General features: G+C 37.1%; 16 protein-coding genes. 1 reads left to right on the top strand and 15 read right to left on the bottom strand.

Annotated features, from left to right (window positions below):
* Nucleotides 1–6: 6 nt before the first annotated feature.
* From plsX to JFU20_RS23185, 5 genes are all read right to left on the bottom strand, one after another.
* Nucleotides 7–999 (bottom strand): phosphate acyltransferase PlsX, encoded by a 993-nt coding sequence (gene plsX, locus JFU20_RS23205; RefSeq protein ID WP_002128828.1) that lies wholly within the window; start codon nucleotides 997–999, stop codon nucleotides 7–9.
* The gene (fapR, locus tag JFU20_RS23200) at nucleotides 996–1,589 is read right to left on the bottom strand and encodes a transcription factor FapR (protein ID WP_000747354.1); all 594 of its coding nucleotides are present in this window, start codon (nucleotides 1,587–1,589) and stop codon (nucleotides 996–998) included. The genes plsX and fapR overlap by 4 nt, the downstream gene beginning before the upstream one ends.
* A gap of 88 nt (nucleotides 1,590–1,677) precedes the next feature.
* Nucleotides 1,678–3,726, bottom strand: coding sequence for an ATP-dependent DNA helicase RecG (gene recG, locus JFU20_RS23195; protein WP_002014510.1), 2,049 nt, complete (start codon nucleotides 3,724–3,726; stop codon nucleotides 1,678–1,680).
* 423 nt (nucleotides 3,727–4,149) lie between these two features.
* Nucleotides 4,150–5,826 (bottom strand): DAK2 domain-containing protein, encoded by a 1,677-nt coding sequence (locus JFU20_RS23190; protein WP_002014508.1) that lies wholly within the window; start codon nucleotides 5,824–5,826, stop codon nucleotides 4,150–4,152.
* 22 nt (nucleotides 5,827–5,848) lie between these two features.
* Complete coding sequence (locus JFU20_RS23185; RefSeq protein WP_002014507.1) at nucleotides 5,849–6,211, bottom strand: Asp23/Gls24 family envelope stress response protein; 363 nt, start codon at nucleotides 6,209–6,211, stop codon at nucleotides 5,849–5,851.
* Nucleotides 6,212–6,589: 378 nt separating this feature from the next.
* On the opposite strand from JFU20_RS23185, the gene rpmB reads away from it, so the two are divergent.
* On the top strand, nucleotides 6,590–6,778 hold the full coding sequence (gene rpmB, locus JFU20_RS23180; RefSeq protein WP_000124776.1) for a 50S ribosomal protein L28: 189 nt from the start codon (nucleotides 6,590–6,592) through the stop codon (nucleotides 6,776–6,778).
* Between the two features lie 73 nt (nucleotides 6,779–6,851).
* On the opposite strand, the gene spoVM is transcribed toward rpmB, so the two are convergent.
* From spoVM to def, 10 genes are all read right to left on the bottom strand, one after another.
* Entirely contained in the window at nucleotides 6,852–6,932 is an 81-nt protein-coding gene (gene spoVM, locus JFU20_RS23175; protein WP_001213599.1) for a stage V sporulation protein SpoVM, read from the bottom strand.
* A gap of 66 nt (nucleotides 6,933–6,998) precedes the next feature.
* The gene (locus JFU20_RS23170; RefSeq protein ID WP_002014506.1) at nucleotides 6,999–7,679 is read right to left on the bottom strand and encodes a thiamine diphosphokinase; all 681 of its coding nucleotides are present in this window, start codon (nucleotides 7,677–7,679) and stop codon (nucleotides 6,999–7,001) included.
* A 100-nt stretch (nucleotides 7,680–7,779) separates the two neighbouring features.
* The gene (gene rpe / locus JFU20_RS23165; protein WP_002014505.1) at nucleotides 7,780–8,424 is read right to left on the bottom strand and encodes a ribulose-phosphate 3-epimerase; all 645 of its coding nucleotides are present in this window, start codon (nucleotides 8,422–8,424) and stop codon (nucleotides 7,780–7,782) included.
* A 2-nt stretch (nucleotides 8,425–8,426) separates the two neighbouring features.
* Nucleotides 8,427–9,308 (bottom strand): ribosome small subunit-dependent GTPase A, encoded by an 882-nt coding sequence (rsgA, locus tag JFU20_RS23160; RefSeq protein WP_002014503.1) that lies wholly within the window; start codon nucleotides 9,306–9,308, stop codon nucleotides 8,427–8,429.
* Between the two features lie 270 nt (nucleotides 9,309–9,578).
* Complete coding sequence (gene pknB, locus JFU20_RS23155) at nucleotides 9,579–11,552, bottom strand: Stk1 family PASTA domain-containing Ser/Thr kinase (RefSeq protein WP_002014502.1); 1,974 nt, start codon at nucleotides 11,550–11,552, stop codon at nucleotides 9,579–9,581.
* An 8-nt stretch (nucleotides 11,553–11,560) separates the two neighbouring features.
* A complete protein-coding gene (locus JFU20_RS23150) occupies nucleotides 11,561–12,313 on the bottom strand; it encodes a Stp1/IreP family PP2C-type Ser/Thr phosphatase (RefSeq protein ID WP_002014501.1) in 753 nt (250 codons plus the stop codon).
* Between the two features lie 4 nt (nucleotides 12,314–12,317).
* Nucleotides 12,318–13,406, bottom strand: coding sequence for a dual-specificity RNA methyltransferase RlmN (gene rlmN, locus JFU20_RS23145; protein ID WP_002014500.1), 1,089 nt, complete (start codon nucleotides 13,404–13,406; stop codon nucleotides 12,318–12,320).
* 4 nt (nucleotides 13,407–13,410) lie between these two features.
* Nucleotides 13,411–14,745: a 16S rRNA (cytosine(967)-C(5))-methyltransferase RsmB gene (gene rsmB, locus JFU20_RS23140; RefSeq protein WP_002128834.1), complete on the bottom strand. Its 1,335-nt coding sequence runs from the start codon at nucleotides 14,743–14,745 to the stop codon at nucleotides 13,411–13,413.
* On the bottom strand, nucleotides 14,742–15,686 hold the full coding sequence (fmt, locus tag JFU20_RS23135) for a methionyl-tRNA formyltransferase (protein ID WP_002014498.1): 945 nt from the start codon (nucleotides 15,684–15,686) through the stop codon (nucleotides 14,742–14,744). The genes rsmB and fmt overlap by 4 nt, the downstream gene beginning before the upstream one ends.
* A 22-nt stretch (nucleotides 15,687–15,708) precedes the next feature.
* On the bottom strand, nucleotides 15,709–16,179 hold the full coding sequence (gene def / locus JFU20_RS23130) for a peptide deformylase (RefSeq protein WP_201038912.1): 471 nt from the start codon (nucleotides 16,177–16,179) through the stop codon (nucleotides 15,709–15,711).
* Nucleotides 16,180–16,189: the final 10 nt, after the last annotated feature.

Raw genomic sequence — 16,189 nt, 5'->3', positions numbered from 1 at the left:
CTCCTCTTATTGAAGCGGCTCCTTCTCCATTACACTGGAAATTGTAGGAATTACTTCTTTCGCTACCATTTCTCTCGTTTGACGAATCGCACTAAATATCGATTGGTCATTAGAAGAACCGTGAGCCTTAATGACAGGAGCTTTCAATCCAAACAACGCCGCTCCCCCATACTCCGAATAATCCATTTTATCTTTCAATACCATAAGTTTTGGTTTTAATACCGCTGCTGCTAATTTGCTCGTAAACGAACTCATTAATTGTTCTTTTAACATAGAGAATAACGCAAGTGCTGTTCCTTCTAATGATTTTAGCGCTACATTACCCGTAAAACCATCACATACAACAACGTCTGCTACACCTTGCAATAAATCTCTTGATTCAACGTTTCCAACGAAATTAATTGGTGCATCCTTGAGCATAGCAAAGACTTGTTTTGAAAGCTCGTTTCCTTTACCATCCTCTGTTCCAACGTTTAAAAGTCCAACGCGTGGATTTTTAATTCCTCTTACCTTCTCTGCGTAAACAGAGCCCATTACTGCATATTGATATAAATGAATTGGTTTTGCATCAACGTTGGCTCCAACATCTAACATAACAAAACCTTCTCCATCAACAGTTGGCATTGTAGGTGATAAAGCTGGTCGTTCAATTCCTTCCATACGACCAACAACAAACAATCCAGCTGCCATCAAAGCTCCTGTACTACCTGCTGATATACAAGCATCCGCTACGCCGTCTTTTACTTGCTGCGCCGCTAGTACCATTGAAGCTTGTTTTTTTCGACGAACCGCTCTTACTGGTTCGTCTGTCGATTCAATTTTTTCGTCCGTATGAAGTATAGTAATTCGCTCTTCACTCGTTAAATATTGACGAATTCCCTCTTCTTTCCCTACTAACGTAATATGTAAATCTGAGTATTCCTTAATAGCTTTCATTGCTCCTAATACTACAGCCTTTGGTGCATGATCGCCGCCCATTGCATCTATTGCGATTTTCATAAGTTGTTACCTTCCTCACTATAATTACTAGATCGATACATTTCAAAAGTGCCTGTAAAGACAAGTTCTTCTCCAACAAAACTACGCACTTTGACAACCGTCCGTCCTTTATCATTCTCTACATCTTCAACACGTACTTTTGCAACAACACGCTCTCCTAATTTTACAGGACGAATATATCGAATGGTGGACTTTGCAGTTAAAGCTAATTCTTCATCAATAACCGCAACAGCTAGTGAGTTTGCTTGTGCAAACAAATGATGCCCACGAGCAATTTGATTTCTTTTAAATACATGTTCTACCTTTACTTCAAAGATAGAAATCGCATGTCTATCTAATTCTATATCAATAATTTCTCCGACAACCTCTTCTAACGGTAAAGATTTCACGTCTTCTTCATGTTGTTTTGTAGCCACATGCTTAATTCGTTCTCTTAATTCAGGAATAGATAATTCCATACGATCAAGACGAACAGTTTGTATGCTCACTTGAAATTTTTCCGCTAAATCTTCATCCGTTATAAAAGGATTCGTTTCTATTGTTTGTTGTAATAATTCTTGTCTTTCTTTTTTACTTCTTCTTTTTTTCATACCGCACCATCCATTTTTATGACTAGGTACTAAAAGTAGTATATAATCATTAAAAGTAGAATGCAACAAAAACTTTTGCAGACTACTTTTAATCGAGCTTCTCTCCCTGGAACACACCTGTCCCATCAAGATAAGTACGCAGCGAAGCATACTGATCATTATGCCAAAACGCTTCTGAATCAACTAGTATCGCTGCATCTTGTCTTGCTGTTTCTAACGCCCGATAATCATGTACCATATCAGCAACCTTAAATTCTGGTAGACCACTTTGCTTACTTCCAAAGAAATCCCCAGGACCTCGTAACTCTAAATCTTTTTCTGACAATACAAATCCATCATTTGTTTCAGTCATAATGCGCATTCTTTCTTTTCCCGTTTCTGATTTCGGGTCCGCAATTAATAAACAATATGATTGTTCACTACCACGCCCAACACGCCCCCTCAGCTGATGGAGCTGTGATAAACCGAAACGTTCCGCGTCATAAATAACCATAACAGTCGCATTTGGTACATTCACGCCTACTTCAACAACTGTTGTCGACACAAGAATTTGCACTTTATTTTCACTAAACTGTCCCATTATCTCTTCTTTTTCTTGAGATGATAGTCTCCCATGCATTAATCCAACTTGGCATTTCCCTTGATAATGATGAGTCAGCATACTATGTAAGTCGATAGCATTTTGTACATCAAGCTTCTCAGACTCTTCAATAAGAGGGCAAATAACATATGCCTGTCTTCCTTTTTTTATCTCTTTCTCCACAAAGCCGAGGACACGATCTAACATATCATGTTTTGCCCAGTACGTTTCGATTACCTTTCTACCAGCTGGCATTTCGTCGATAATAGAAACGTCCATCTCTCCAAATGCAGTGATAGCTAACGTACGCGGGATTGGGGTCGCCGTCATAAACAATACATCTGGACTTTCACCTTTCTCACGTAAAACCCGGCGCTGCGCCACACCAAATCGATGCTGTTCATCGGTAATAACGAGACCTAACCTATGAAATATAACTTCGTCTTGAATTAAAGCGTGCGTTCCAACAAGGATGTCTACTTCTCCCTGTTCTAATCTCGACAAAATTTCTCGACGTCTCGCACCTTTAACAGAACTTGTTAGCAATTCAACCTTCATACCGAAATGTGAAAACGTCTCCGCGAGCGACTGATAATGTTGCTCGGCTAAAATTTCTGTAGGAACCATCAAAGCACCTTGATAATGAGCCAATTTCGCCGCATAAAGAGCAATCGCAGCAACAACTGTTTTCCCAGAACCTACATCCCCTTGCAATAATCGATTCATTCGGTACGGAGATATCATATCTTTCATTATTTCATCTACAACCCGGCGTTGTGCGCCAGTTAATGGAAACGGAAGCGCATCAGTAAACTCTTGCAATTCTACTAATGAAATTTCCTTTTTCGTCCCTTTCGAGTTTTCCCTTTCCATTTTCCGTAATGTTTGCATTTTCAACTGAAACAAGAAAAACTCCTCATATACAAAACGGCGACGCGCTTGCTTTAAGTCTTCCTGTCCCACTGGAAAATGTAACCCTCTGAGCGCTTCATAGCGTGATAATAATTTATATCGACTTAACAAACCATCTGGTAACACTTCGACTATAGAATCTCCATACTCCTTAAATGCTTGTGCAACAAACCGGCGCATCTGTTTTACTGTCAGTTTTCCTTTCACTGAATATACAGGTTCTACTTCTTGTTGTCGTACAACCGGTCCAAAATTCAGTTCTGATACAGCAATTGTTTGGCGATGCTGATCCCATTTACCAGTAATCGTTACCGTTTCATCTAAATTTAACTTTTGTTTATAGTATGGTCTATTAAAACATACAGCTGTAATTAAATAACGACCGACGAGAACACGAACTGTAAGACGTGACTTCTTCTTCCCATAATATTGCAGTAAAGGAGCACTATGAACTTTCCCCTCAACCGTTACACGCTCGTCATGCTTTACTTCAGCAAGATCTTTCATCGCATAGTCTTCATAGCGGTACGGAAAATGTTCTAATAGATGAGAAACTGTATAAATTCCCATCTCGTGTAACAACTCAGATGTTTCTCCTCCGATTCCCTTTACATCCGTAACAGGAACTTGTACAACTTCATTCAAGATTCTCACGCTCCGTCACATTATTTTCTTTGATTCATTCTATTGATTATCCATTATTATCATTGACATCTGTAATCGCTCTCTTTCACCTTATATATTCTATCATAGGCATTCTAAGAGAAACTACTCTAATCCCTCTATATAAAGTGAAACTATAATCAGTGGGCGCTTACGGGCAGTTAATCTCCCACTTAACTTCTTTGCTCCAGCCGAATATAGGGGTGGAAGTTTTACTGCCCACAAATAGCGGGATAAAACAAAGTTGTACAATACGTAAGAAAAGAGCCTCACTATTAGCAGCAAGGCTCTTTTCTATCATCAATATGCTAGCCTTTTGAATAAAAACTAGTAATAAACTTCATATCACTATTCCTTATCCATTAGCAAGTAAGTAACCCATTTATTTTCAAATCGAATCTTTTCTTATTCTACAGAGAAGATGAAAGAATACACAGGTTGGTTCCCTGCATGTACTTCTACTTCTGCATCTTCAAAGTTCTCTTCTACAAACGCAACTAATTTAGCCACTTCTTCATCTGTTGCATCTTCACCTTGTAGAATCGTTACGATTTCAGAATCCTCATCAATTAGCGCTTCTAGTAATTGCTTTGCAGCTCCTACTTTCTCAGCATTTGTAGATACAATTTTCCCATCTGCAATACACATGAAATCATCTTTTTGAATCGCTACACCGTCAATTTCCGTATCACGAACAGCATACGTAATCTGACCTGTTTTCACATGAGCTAAAGCTTCTTTCATGTTTTCTTCATTCTCTTCTAGCGTTCCAACTGGATTAAAAGCTAACATTGCAGCCATACCTTGAGGAACTGTTTTTGAACGAATAACAATAACTTCTTGTTCTACAACTGACGCTGCTTGTTCTGCTGCCATCACGATATTCCCGTTATTTGGTAAGATGATGATTTTTTCAGCATTCGCCTCTTCAATCGCCTTCACAATATCCTCCGTACTCGGATTCATCGTTTGGCCACCTTCGATAACTTTCGTTGCACCAATGCTCTCAAATAGAGTTTTAATACCCGATCCCATAGCTACAGTTACAATACCATACGGTTGTTTCTCTATTGGCTGATTCGTTTGTTCAGGTACCATGCTAGGTTCATCTAATAAAGCAGTATGCTGTTCACGCATATTTTCTACTTTGATCTTAATTAGACTACCGTAACGTTGTCCATAGTTCATAGGATCTCCAGGATGTTCCGCATGAATATGAACCTTTACAACCTCATCATCCGATACAACAAGTAGTGAATCTCCGTACACACTAATATCTTCACGGAATTTTTGTTCAGAGAAATTATGTTCCTTCATTTTTCCAGGCTCTAATTTCACCATGAACTCCGTACAATATCCATACTTAATATCTTCTGTACTCAATTGGCTTTGTACACTACGGTGATGTTCTGCACGTACCATGTCATTCATAGATGGTTGGGCAGGCATATCAGAAGAAATCGTTTCTCCTTTTAAGTCAGCTAAAAATCCTTCATATACAACAACAAGACCTTTACCACCGCTATCTACAACGCCAACTTGTTTTAATACAGGTAATAAATCTGGCGTACGATTTAACGATGCGTTTGCTTCTTTTACAACGTCTTCCATAAACAAAACAAAGTCGCGCTGTTTTTTCGCAACTGTCACTGCATATTTACCCGTTTCTCTTGCAACCGTTAAAATCGTTCCTTCAATTGGTTTCATAACCGCTTTGTAAGCTGCCTCTACTCCAGCTTCTAAAGCTGCAGCAAAATCAACTGTCGTTAATTCTTCTTTTTGTTCAATGGATTTAGAGAAACCACGGAATAACTGAGATAAAATAACCCCAGAGTTACCACGAGCTCCCATTAATAATCCTTTGGCTAAACTTACACCGACTTTACCAGCATGCTGCGAAGGATTTGCTTTCACTTCACGTGCGCCTGAAGTCATTGATAAGTTCATGTTTGTACCGGTATCGCCATCTGGAACTGGGAATACGTTTAATGCATCAACAAGCTGAACATTATTTGTTAAATTATTGGCTCCTTGAATGATCATTTGTGATAAACGTTTTCCATCAATTTTTTGAATTGACACAGATTTTCCTCCTTAATGCACATTACAAGTTTATTACTTTAACTCCTTGTACGTAGATGTTTACAGAATCTACTGCTAGTCCTACAGTTTGATCTAATGTATATTTCACTTTAGTCTGCACGTTATGTGCTACTTCTGAAATTTTCGTACCATAGCTCACAATAATATACATATCAATATGTACTTCATCTTCATTTTTACGAACAATAACACCTCTAGTGAAGTTTTCTTTTCGTAAAATTTCTGTTAATCCATCTTTTAACTGATTTTTTGATGCCATACCTACGATACCGTAGCAATCTACTGCGGCACCTCCAGCAATTGTTGCAATTACATCTGTACTAATATCAATTTGACCGTACTTCGTTTTAATTTCAATTGACATCTCGTTTCCCCCTTCATAAATGGTGAAAGTGAGCTAGACTACTTTAGTTACTATCATATAATCTTTTTAAAGAAAATTCCATCGTTCTTTCTTTTTCACTCTCATATTTTATGTTTTAAATTACATTTTTTTATGATGAGCAAAATAGTCCATTGTTATTATACAACATGTACCACTATAATATGTCAAGCAATTTTTCTTGATTTCACCTTTTCTTCATTGACATATAGTGTCAAGTATTTTTTCTTGATTTCTTTTTCCTACGGTGTTGCATTCTCTTTTTAGTTGTGTTAAATTATAGTAGTGTTTTTAGCATCGCATAAAAGACTAATATTGAAAAATTACGTATGTTACGGTAGTTAAGGGAGGGAAATATAAATGGCTCGTGTTTGTGCTATCACTGGAAGAAAAGCTCGTTCTGGTAACTCTCGTTCTCACGCAATGAACGCTACAAAACGTAAATGGGGCGCTAACCTTCAAAAAGTTCGCGTACGCATCGACGGAAAAGTTCAACGTGTTTACGTTTCTGCTAGAGCATTAAAATCTGGCAAAATCGAACGTGTTTAATAATAAAAAAAAGAGCCGCTAGGCTCTTTTTTTATTATACCATTGGAAAAAGCACCGGTAATAGGTGCTTTTTTTAGTCTTTTTTGAAGGTATTTAACATCGCACGAACAATTCCACCAAGAAATTTAGGTAACTTAATTGTATAAAATCTCATGGTTTCCCTCCTAATCCCCATTACTCCACTTGTTCACTATATGATGCAAGGAGCAAAATTGTTTCTTCAATCAGTGCTTCTTATCATCATTAATATGCCAGAAGTGAATGAAAAAGTACCTTTTTCCTCAACGAGTTCATTACTAATACAAAGTGTCGATCCCCACTCTATTGTTTTATTAGTAAGGGGATACTTAAAACCGTGAAGTGTAATACCTTCTACCCTTTCAGTAACTGGTACAAATGATACGTATGGAAAATGTTCGTTTCCTTCAATTATATACATACCAAACTTTTTCACCATTATTTCATTTTTATTGTCCACAATACACATTTCTATATTTACTTCTAATCCCTTTAAAAGCATCTGAATATTTGCTAAACCATGATCAAGTCTTCCACCAGTAGCACCAAAAATACGAATTAATTTTGGTTTCTGTTCTAAAGCCCAGCTAATTGCAATTTCTAAATCTGTTTGATCTTTTTCTCGCGGGACGATATGTAATTCATTTGTTTGTTGCCTCATCCATGCTAATTCCTCATCAGTAACTGAATCATAATCCCCAAACGCAACAGCCGGAGTGATTCCTCTTTTCAACAAACGGTACACTCCTCTATCAACGGCCGCCCAAACTACTTCTTCATTTTCATACCGCGAAAAATCTGCGCAGTATTCTGCAGGTCCTCCCGCTAAAATATGAATAATCATTTTTCCTTCCCCTTCTATTGTAAAAAGGCAATCTGCCATTCGGTAGATTGCCTTTCTCCTTATTTGCCACTCTAACATGTATAAATAGTGAAGTCTTAATGAACTAGAAGCTTCACTAGGATAAAGGTTCGTTCATTCTTTATCCGCGAATTACACGAATTGCTTCACCGCGGTCTTTTTGATTGTATACTGCTGATCCCGCTACAAGAACATTCGCTCCTGCTTCAATACAAAGTCTTGCCGTTTCAGCGTTGACACCACCATCAACTTCAATTTCCACTTCTAGATTTCGCTCTTTAACCATTTCTGCAACTTGTTTGATTTTCGGTAATACAGAATGAATAAACTTCTGCCCGCCAAATCCAGGATTTACTGTCATAAGTAATACCATGTCTATATCTTCTAATACATGCTCAATCGTTGAAACTGGAGTATGCGGATTTAATACAACCCCTGCTTTAATGTCATGAGATTTAATTAACTGAATTGTACGATGTAAATGAGGACACGCTTCTACATGAACAGTAATAATATCCGCTCCCGCTTTTGCGAAAGTTGGGATATAGTTATCAGGATTTTCAATCATTAAATGTACATCTAACGGTAATGATGTAATCGGACGGATTGCTTCTACAATTAATGGTCCAATCGTAATATTTGGTACGAAATGCCCATCCATTACATCGACGTGAATGTAGTCAGCTCCGCCTTTTTCTACATCTTTAATCTCTTCCCCTAATCTTGAAAAATCTGCTGATAAAATCGATGGTGCAATTTTAATCATGACTAATACCTCGGCTTTCTCTCTCTAATTTCTTCTACGAATTGTTTGTAATTCTTATAACGATATTCGGTAATCTTTCCTTCTTCAACCGCAGCTTTCACCGCACATTTCGGTTCAGCAAGGTGTGTACACCCTCTAAATTTACAGTATTGGCTCGCTTCTTTCAACTCTGGAAAACAATATGTAAGATCTTCTACCTCTATATCTATGAAATCAAGCGAACTAAAACCAGGTGTATCCGCAACAAGTCCGCTTCCAACTGTAATTAATTCTACGTGTCTTGTCGTATGCTTTCCACGTCCTAAATGTGAAGAAATATCATTAGTTTTCAATTCTAAATCTGGACGTAATACGTTTAGCATTGAAGATTTCCCAACACCAGATTGGCCTGCAACGACGGAAATACAACCTTCTAAGAATGGTTTCAGAATATCAATACTTTCCGATGTATTTATAGAAGTAAACAACACATCATAACCCATTTCACGATAATCATTTGCATAAGATTCAACAGTTTCTCTCATTTTTTCATCTACTAAATCCATCTTACTAATACAAATAATTGGTTTAATGTTATGATATTCAATTAATACTAAAAATCGATCTAACAGTCCTGGATTAAAATCTGGTTCTACCGCAGAGAAAACAAGAATAGCTTGATCAACATTAGCAATAGGAGGTCTAACAAGTTCATTTTTCCGATCAAATACTTCTAACACATAACCTTCATTCGGATTATCCGCTTGAAAAACAACTTGGTCTCCTACAAGTGGCGTAATTTTATTCTTTCTAAATACACCACGCCCACGACATTGTGTAATCCCTTCCTCATTCTGCACATAATAAAACCCACTTAGAGCTTTTACAATTTTTCCTTCTGGCATATAATTCTCCTTTATTTTGTATAAAATGAAACTGCAATTAAATATGAATAGACTAGCGTTCTTTAAACAATTAGTTCAAAGCCCACCAAATATATATCCAGGTTCATATATTTAATCTACCATCAAATTTGAAATATTATTTACAACAGTATCACTTTTACAGCTTTTTGAATCATATATTTTTGCCTGTTATACAGTCCACGATGTAGACAGCATAACAGGCAAGAGTAATAAATTCCATTTTCTATATAAGGACGATGGAATTCACTATTATTGAGCTGGATATGGTACTTCCTTGTCCATAATCGTTACTCCATCTCGGACAATTTTATAGTGTCCCTTTGCACCTTCTTGAATTACAAATTCTAAAGAAATAATCGCTGACTCAGTAATTGTTCTCGTTTCAACTGGTTTATCCATTTTTTGCTGCATATCTTCTTTATAAATTTCTATTGTTTGCGGCTTTTTCTCACCTGTTGCAGAAGCTTCATATGGGATAGAAATGTTATCCACTTTTACCGTTTTCGTCACTTTAGGCTTCGGACCATCGGAGATAACAATCGATACTTTATCTCCTTCTTTTAAAGGTGTCCCAGGCTTTGGTAACTGTGAAATAACAAGACCTTTATCAACCGTATCTGAATACTCTCTTTTTATATCAGAAACAAGCTTTCTTTCATTTAAATAACCTTTTACACTATTTTCAGTCCATCCTGAAAAATCACCTGGTCTTATTTGATAAGGTCCTTTACTTACCCAAATTTTCAGTTCTTGTTCTGTCTCTATAACCATTTGATCAGGCGTTGGTATTTGCTCTACAATTTCACCTTTCGGCTTATCATTTTCAATATAATTTATTGTAACTTGTTTATATTCTTCTTCTAACTCAGCTCTTATACTCTCGAAATCTTTTCCTGTCAAATCACGCATCTTACTTTTCTTTTTCCCACCTGATTGATAGATAGTAATTTTAGAGTTTTCTTTCACTACTCTTCCTGCTATAGGATCTGTTTTTATCACTTTTCCGGCTTCAACATCATCTGTATATACAAGATTAGGTTCAGTAACTTCAAAACCTTTTTCAACTAATGTATTTACAGCTGTCGTATATTTCATACCAGCCACATCAGGAACCTTCACATCTTTCGGAATAAAGAAGCCTGGAATAACAGTAAGTGCTAATGTTATCCCTATCGCTAAAAGTAAAAATGTTGTAATTAAAACTTTCAGCCATTTATTATTTCGCTTTTTCTTCTTACCTGATTTGGTCTCTTCTTTTCTTACTTGTTCATCCACTTTACTTCCTTTTAATACAATCGTTTCATCACTTACATTTTGAAATAGTTGTTCTTGTTGAATAATTGGAATCGCTTTCGTTGCTTCCATATCTTCTGGTATGTAAAATGGTTGTTCATTTATTCGTTCTGGGTATAGTGCTGTTTCAATATCTCGTTTCATCGCGTTAGCAGATTGATATCGATGGAACGGATCTTTCGCAGTTGCCTTTAATATAATATTTTCAACACTTTGTGGAATATTGTCATTCCATCTTTTTGGAGATGGCATTTCATTTTGTAAATGTTTTAACGCAATTGCAACAGCAGATTCACCAGAAAACGGTTGTCTTCCTGTTAACAATTCAAACATAACAATCCCAAGTGAATAAATATCTGATTGTTTATTCGCTATACCGCCGCGCGCTTGTTCTGGTGATAAATAATGCACCGAACCGAGCACCGAATTTGTATGTGTAATTGTTGCTGCACTTGTAGCTGTCGCAATTCCAAAGTCTGTTACTTTGACCACTCCGTCATCTCGAATCAAAATATTGTGCGGTTTAATATCACGATGTACAATCTCAAAATGATGGGCGTGTGCCATAGCGGACGTTAACTGCTCCATTATATCAAGAGCCTCTCCTATCGGTAACATCCCTCGATCAATTATGTATTGCTTCAATGTTCGTCCAGGTACATATTCCATTACAAGATAATATATATCATCCTCTTCCCCAACATCATACATATTCACAATATTTGGATGCGACAACGTTGTAACAGATTGCGCTTCTCGATGGAAACGTTTAATAAACTCTTCGTTATTTGAATAGTCGAGTCTTAATATTTTTACCGCTACATCTCGGCCGAGTATATCATCATGAGCTAAATATACATTGGCCATTCCTCCACCGCCAATCATTTTCAGCAGCTTATAACGGTCATTTAAGCGTTTTCCAATCAGCACGTTGCACTTCACCTACTTTCGTTTGTCGAATCCGTATAATCAATAATAACGAGGGTAATATTATCTTCTCCACCACGATCATTTGCTAATTGAATGAGATGCTCTCCCTTCGCCTCGAGCTGTTCATTCAATTGTAAAATTTGTTGCATATCAGCAATAGAAACTTTGTTAGACAATCCATCCGAGCAAAGAAGTAATTGATCATCTTCTTCAAGCACCAATGTTTTAACATCTAATCCAACTGTTTCTTCATTTCCTAATGCTCTTAACAAAACATTCTTTTTCGGGTGATATTCTGCATCTTCCTTTGAAATTTCGCCATGTCTTACAAGTTCATTTACAAGCGAATGATCTTCCGTTACAAGCGTCATTTTCCCCTCTGATACCATATAACACCGACTATCTCCTATATGACCTATCGTCACAAAATTCGATGTACAAATGGCTATTATAAGTGTTGTTCCCATGCCATTACATTCTGCATGCTGCTTAGAGTAAGCATATATGCGCTCATTAATAATTCCAACGTTAGTATGTAACCACTTTTCTACCTTTTTAGGCTCATTCATATTATGCGTTTGCTTCCAATAATCATGGAATAATTGAATAGCCATCGAGCTAGCTACATCGCCAGCTCGATGACCTCCCATTCCATCTGCTACTACCGCTAAAATATTTCCATCTAAATTGCGAAAAACTCCTGCACTATCTTCATTATGTTGACGAACTTTTCCTTTATCCGATAGAAACACGGCTTTCATCTAGTCACCTCGTCTCTTCTTTGCGCTCCTTTGCACGCAACTGACCGCAGGCTGCATCAATATCATGACCTTGTTCACGGCGAATGGTTACATTCACTCCACGATCTTTTAGCGTCTTTTCAAATAAGAAAATTTGCTCTCGTGGCGTACGTACATAATCACGTTCTGGCACGTAGTTTACCGGAATTAAGTTTACATGACATTTTACACCTTTTAAGAGCGCAGCAAGTTCTTCAGCGTGCTCAACTTGGTCATTTTCTCCTCCAAATAAGCCATATTCAAATGTAATACGACGCCCTGTTCTATTTACATAGTATTTAACAGCTTCCATTAAATCAGGTAGCTTATAAGCACGGTTGATCGGCATTAATTTTGAACGTATCTCTGTATTTGCAGCATGCAATGAAATCGCAAAATTAATTTGCATATCTTCTTCAGCGAACTTATAAATTTTTGGAACAATTCCACTTGTTGAAACTGTCATATGTCTTGCACCAATATGAATTCCTTTTTCATGATTTACAATGCGTAAGAATGACATTAAGTTATCATAATTATCAAATGGTTCTCCAATTCCCATAACAACAAGAGAACTTACACGTTCTTCTGTTTCATCAAGCGCACGCTGAACTTCTACTACTTGCGCTACAATTTCTCCAGCCTCTAAGTTTCGTTTTAACCCACCAAGTGTAGAAGCACAGAACGTACAGCCAATGCGGCAACCCACCTGTGTTGTTACACAAATGGAATTTCCATATTCATGTCGCATTAGTACAGTTTCAATAGAGTATCCATCGTATAACTGGAATAGGAATTTAATCGTTCCATCCGAAGACGTTTGTTTTACTAAAGTGTTTAAAGTAGTAATATCAAAGGAATTCGACAATTTATCGCGCAATCCTTTAGCAAGGTTTGACATATCCTCATAATTTTTTACACGTTTTTTATATAGCCAATCAAAAATTTGTCCTGCACGGAACTTAGGTTCTCCTTGTTCCTTTAACCAATCTTGCATTTCATGAAGTTGTAAAGAATAAATTGATGGTTTCTTTGTTTCTAGATTTTTCTTTTGTTTTTTTACAGTCGTTTCCATGATGCTACACCTTCTTTCTTAAACAAGCAATATAAAAGCCATCTGTTGCAAAATAATGCGGTAAAATTCGTACTTGACCTTCATCAATATACGGATTTAACTTTTCTGGCATGCGATCTTTTATCGTAGTATCCCATTCAAATTCAGGATGCTCTTGTAAAAATTGCTTTATTACTTGTTCATTTTCTATTTTTTCAATTGTGCACGTACTATAAACAAGGCGACCACCTTGTTTTAACAATGGTGCTATTTTTTCTAGTATCGCAAGTTGAATCGTTGATAACCTTTCACTATCGCCCTTATCTTTACCTAACTTAATATCAGGTTTACGTCTAATAACACCAAATCCAGAACATGGTGCATCTACTAATATTTTGTCAAAAGATTCATTTGCAAAATGCTCTTGAACTTTTCTAGCATCTAAAGCCATCGTTTCTACATTTTCTAAACCAAGTCTCTTCGCCTGTTGTTCAATTAAACGTACTTTATGTGCGTGTAAATCAAGCGACATTACCTTACCAGTTCCGTCCAAACGCTCTGCAATATGAGTTGTTTTTCCGCCAGGAGCAGCACAACTATCTAGAACTGTATCTCCTTTATTCGGTTCTAAAGCACGTGCTACAAGCATTGAGCTTTCATCTTGAATAGAAAGGAAACCTTTTTTGAACGCTTCTGTATGTGCGACATTTCCTCTTTCAATTTGAATTGCATCCTCTGACAATTCGCCACGTTTTGCTTCTATACCCTCATCAGCTAATAACGCAACCGCTTCTTCTACCGTTACTTTATCAACATTTACACGTGCTGTTGGTACAGGTGGCAACATATTTACTTCACACATTTTCTCTGCTGTCTCTAAACCATATTCGGATGCCCATTCTTGTACAAGCCACATTGGATGACTCGTTGCAATCGCAAGACGTTCTACTGGATTTTCGATTTCTTCTAACGAAGGTACACCTTCTCGCTGAATTGAACGCAATACTCCGTTCACCATGCCTGAAATCCCTTTATGCCCACGACGCTTTGCAATCTCAACTGCTTCATGAATAGCCGCTCTTTCTGGAACTCGGTCTAAATATAGCATTTGATATAGAGATAGGCGAAGCAACACTCTTACCCACGCTTCAACCTTTTTTCTTAAAAATGGTTGTAAATAATAATCTAGTGTGTCACGACGTTGAATTGTTCCATATACCATTTCAGTTAATAAACCAATATCTTTTCTGTCAATTGTATTTTTTTCAATCAAATTATTTAAAAGTAAGTTGCTATATGCACCACTTTTTTCTACTTGAATTAAGCCATCCAGAGCTAACTCACGAACATTTTGTCTCATGCATTTTCTCCTAACTTCGTACCAATTTCAGGTTTTGTTCCACGTAAAAATTGTGAACAACTCATACGCTTTTTACCAGATGGTTGCAATTCAGTGATTTTAACGCCTGTCTCGTTCCCTGTTGCAACAACAAATCCATCTTCTTCAAGAGCTACTATTGTACCTGGTTCAGCTTTCTCTGTAATAGAGACCTTCTCTCCCCACCATACTTTAATAACTTGTCCTGCCAAAGTCGTATAAGCAACTGGCCATGGATTCAATCCGCGAATGTGATTGTATACTTCTTCACCTGTTTTTGTCCAATCAATTATCTCTTGCTCACGTTTTATATTATATGCAAACGTCACTTCAGCTTCACTTTGTTTAATTGGTTCTAGTTTACCCTGAATTAGTAAAGGAACCGTTTTAGATAACAGGTGTGCTCCTGCTTCGCTTAACTTATCAAATAATGAACCTGTTGTTTCACGCTCTTCAATTTCTACTTCTACTTGCGTTAATATATCGCCCGCATCTAATTTTTCTACCATATACATAATTGTAATACCTGTTTTCTCTTTACCTTCCATGATCGCATAATGAATTGGTGCACCACCGCGAAGTTCTGGAAGTAATGATGCGTGGACATTAATACATCCATACTTTGGCGCTTCTAAAATTTCATTCGGTACGATTTGTCCAAATGCTGCTGTTACAATTAAGTCTGGCTCTAGTGCTAATACTTTTTCATATTCGTCTTTTTCACGAATTTTTAACGGCTGTACTACTGGAATACCATGTTTCTCCGCTTCTACTTTAACAGGAGTAGGTGTTAAAACCTTTTTTCTACCAACTGGACGATCAGGTTGCGTTACAACACCAACTACGTCATATCCGTCCTCGATAAGACGACGAAGCACCGGCACAGAAAAGTCCGGTGTCCCCATAAATACTACTTTCATCATTCAAAAACCGCTCCTTTTAAACCTATTCTAATTCGCCTGCTTCATAATACCTTTTCACTTTAGATGTAAATAAAACACCGTGTAAATGATCGATTTCATGCTGAATTGCACGCGCTAAGAAGTCATCCGCTTCTAATAAAAATATTTTACCGCGACGATTTTGTGCACGTACTTTAATGTAATCTGCACGCTCCACTTCACCATAAAGTCCCGGAAAGCTTAAGCAGCCTTCGGGACCTACTTGTTCACCACGTTTTTCTAAAATAACAGGATTAATTAATTCAATTTTACCCGTATCATCACCTATATCAACAACAGCAACTTTTAAGCTTACACCCACTTGTGGCGCAGCTAAACCAACTCCGTCTGCAATTAACATTGTTTCATGCATATCTTTTAACAATTTCACTAACTTTTTATCAAAGTTAATTACTCTTTCGCATGGTGTTTCTAACACTTCATTTGGATGCTTTACAATTTCTAAAACTGCCATATTTCCCTCC

It is taken from the genome of Bacillus sp. TH30 (assembly GCF_016650875.1).
Lineage (GTDB): Bacteria > Bacillota > Bacilli > Bacillales > Bacillaceae_G > Bacillus_A > Bacillus_A mycoides.
Note: the sequence above shows the minus strand (reverse complement) of the source record. Positions and strands in the feature narration are given on the sequence as shown.

Bases quoted from the DNA above. Each gene is read 5' to 3' on its own strand.
- rsmB (WP_002128834.1), bottom strand. From the start codon at position 14,745: ATGAGACAAAATGTTCGTGAGTTAGCTCTGGATGGCTTAATTCAAGTA.
- spoVM (WP_001213599.1), bottom strand. From the start codon at position 6,932: ATGAGATTTTATACAATTAAGTTACCTAAATTTCTTGGTGGAATTGTT.
- JFU20_RS23185 (WP_002014507.1), bottom strand. From the start codon at position 6,211: ATGTCAATTGAAATTAAAACGAAGTACGGTCAAATTGATATTAGTACA.
- fmt (WP_002014498.1), bottom strand. From the start codon at position 15,686: ATGATGAAAGTAGTATTTATGGGGACACCGGACTTTTCTGTGCCGGTG.
- def (WP_201038912.1), bottom strand. From the start codon at position 16,179: ATGGCAGTTTTAGAAATTGTAAAGCATCCAAATGAAGTGTTAGAAACA.
- rsgA (WP_002014503.1), bottom strand. From the start codon at position 9,308: ATGCCAGAAGGAAAAATTGTAAAAGCTCTAAGTGGGTTTTATTATGTG.
- JFU20_RS23170 (WP_002014506.1), bottom strand. From the start codon at position 7,679: ATGGCAGATTGCCTTTTTACAATAGAAGGGGAAGGAAAAATGATTATT.
- rpe (WP_002014505.1), bottom strand. From the start codon at position 8,424: ATGATTAAAATTGCACCATCGATTTTATCAGCAGATTTTTCAAGATTA.
- rpmB (WP_000124776.1), top strand. From the start codon at position 6,590: ATGGCTCGTGTTTGTGCTATCACTGGAAGAAAAGCTCGTTCTGGTAAC.
- JFU20_RS23150 (WP_002014501.1), bottom strand. From the start codon at position 12,313: ATGAAAGCCGTGTTTCTATCGGATAAAGGAAAAGTTCGTCAACATAAT.
- fapR (WP_000747354.1), bottom strand. From the start codon at position 1,589: ATGAAAAAAAGAAGAAGTAAAAAAGAAAGACAAGAATTATTACAACAA.
- plsX (WP_002128828.1), bottom strand. From the start codon at position 999: ATGAAAATCGCAATAGATGCAATGGGCGGCGATCATGCACCAAAGGCT.
- rlmN (WP_002014500.1), bottom strand. From the start codon at position 13,406: ATGGAAACGACTGTAAAAAAACAAAAGAAAAATCTAGAAACAAAGAAA.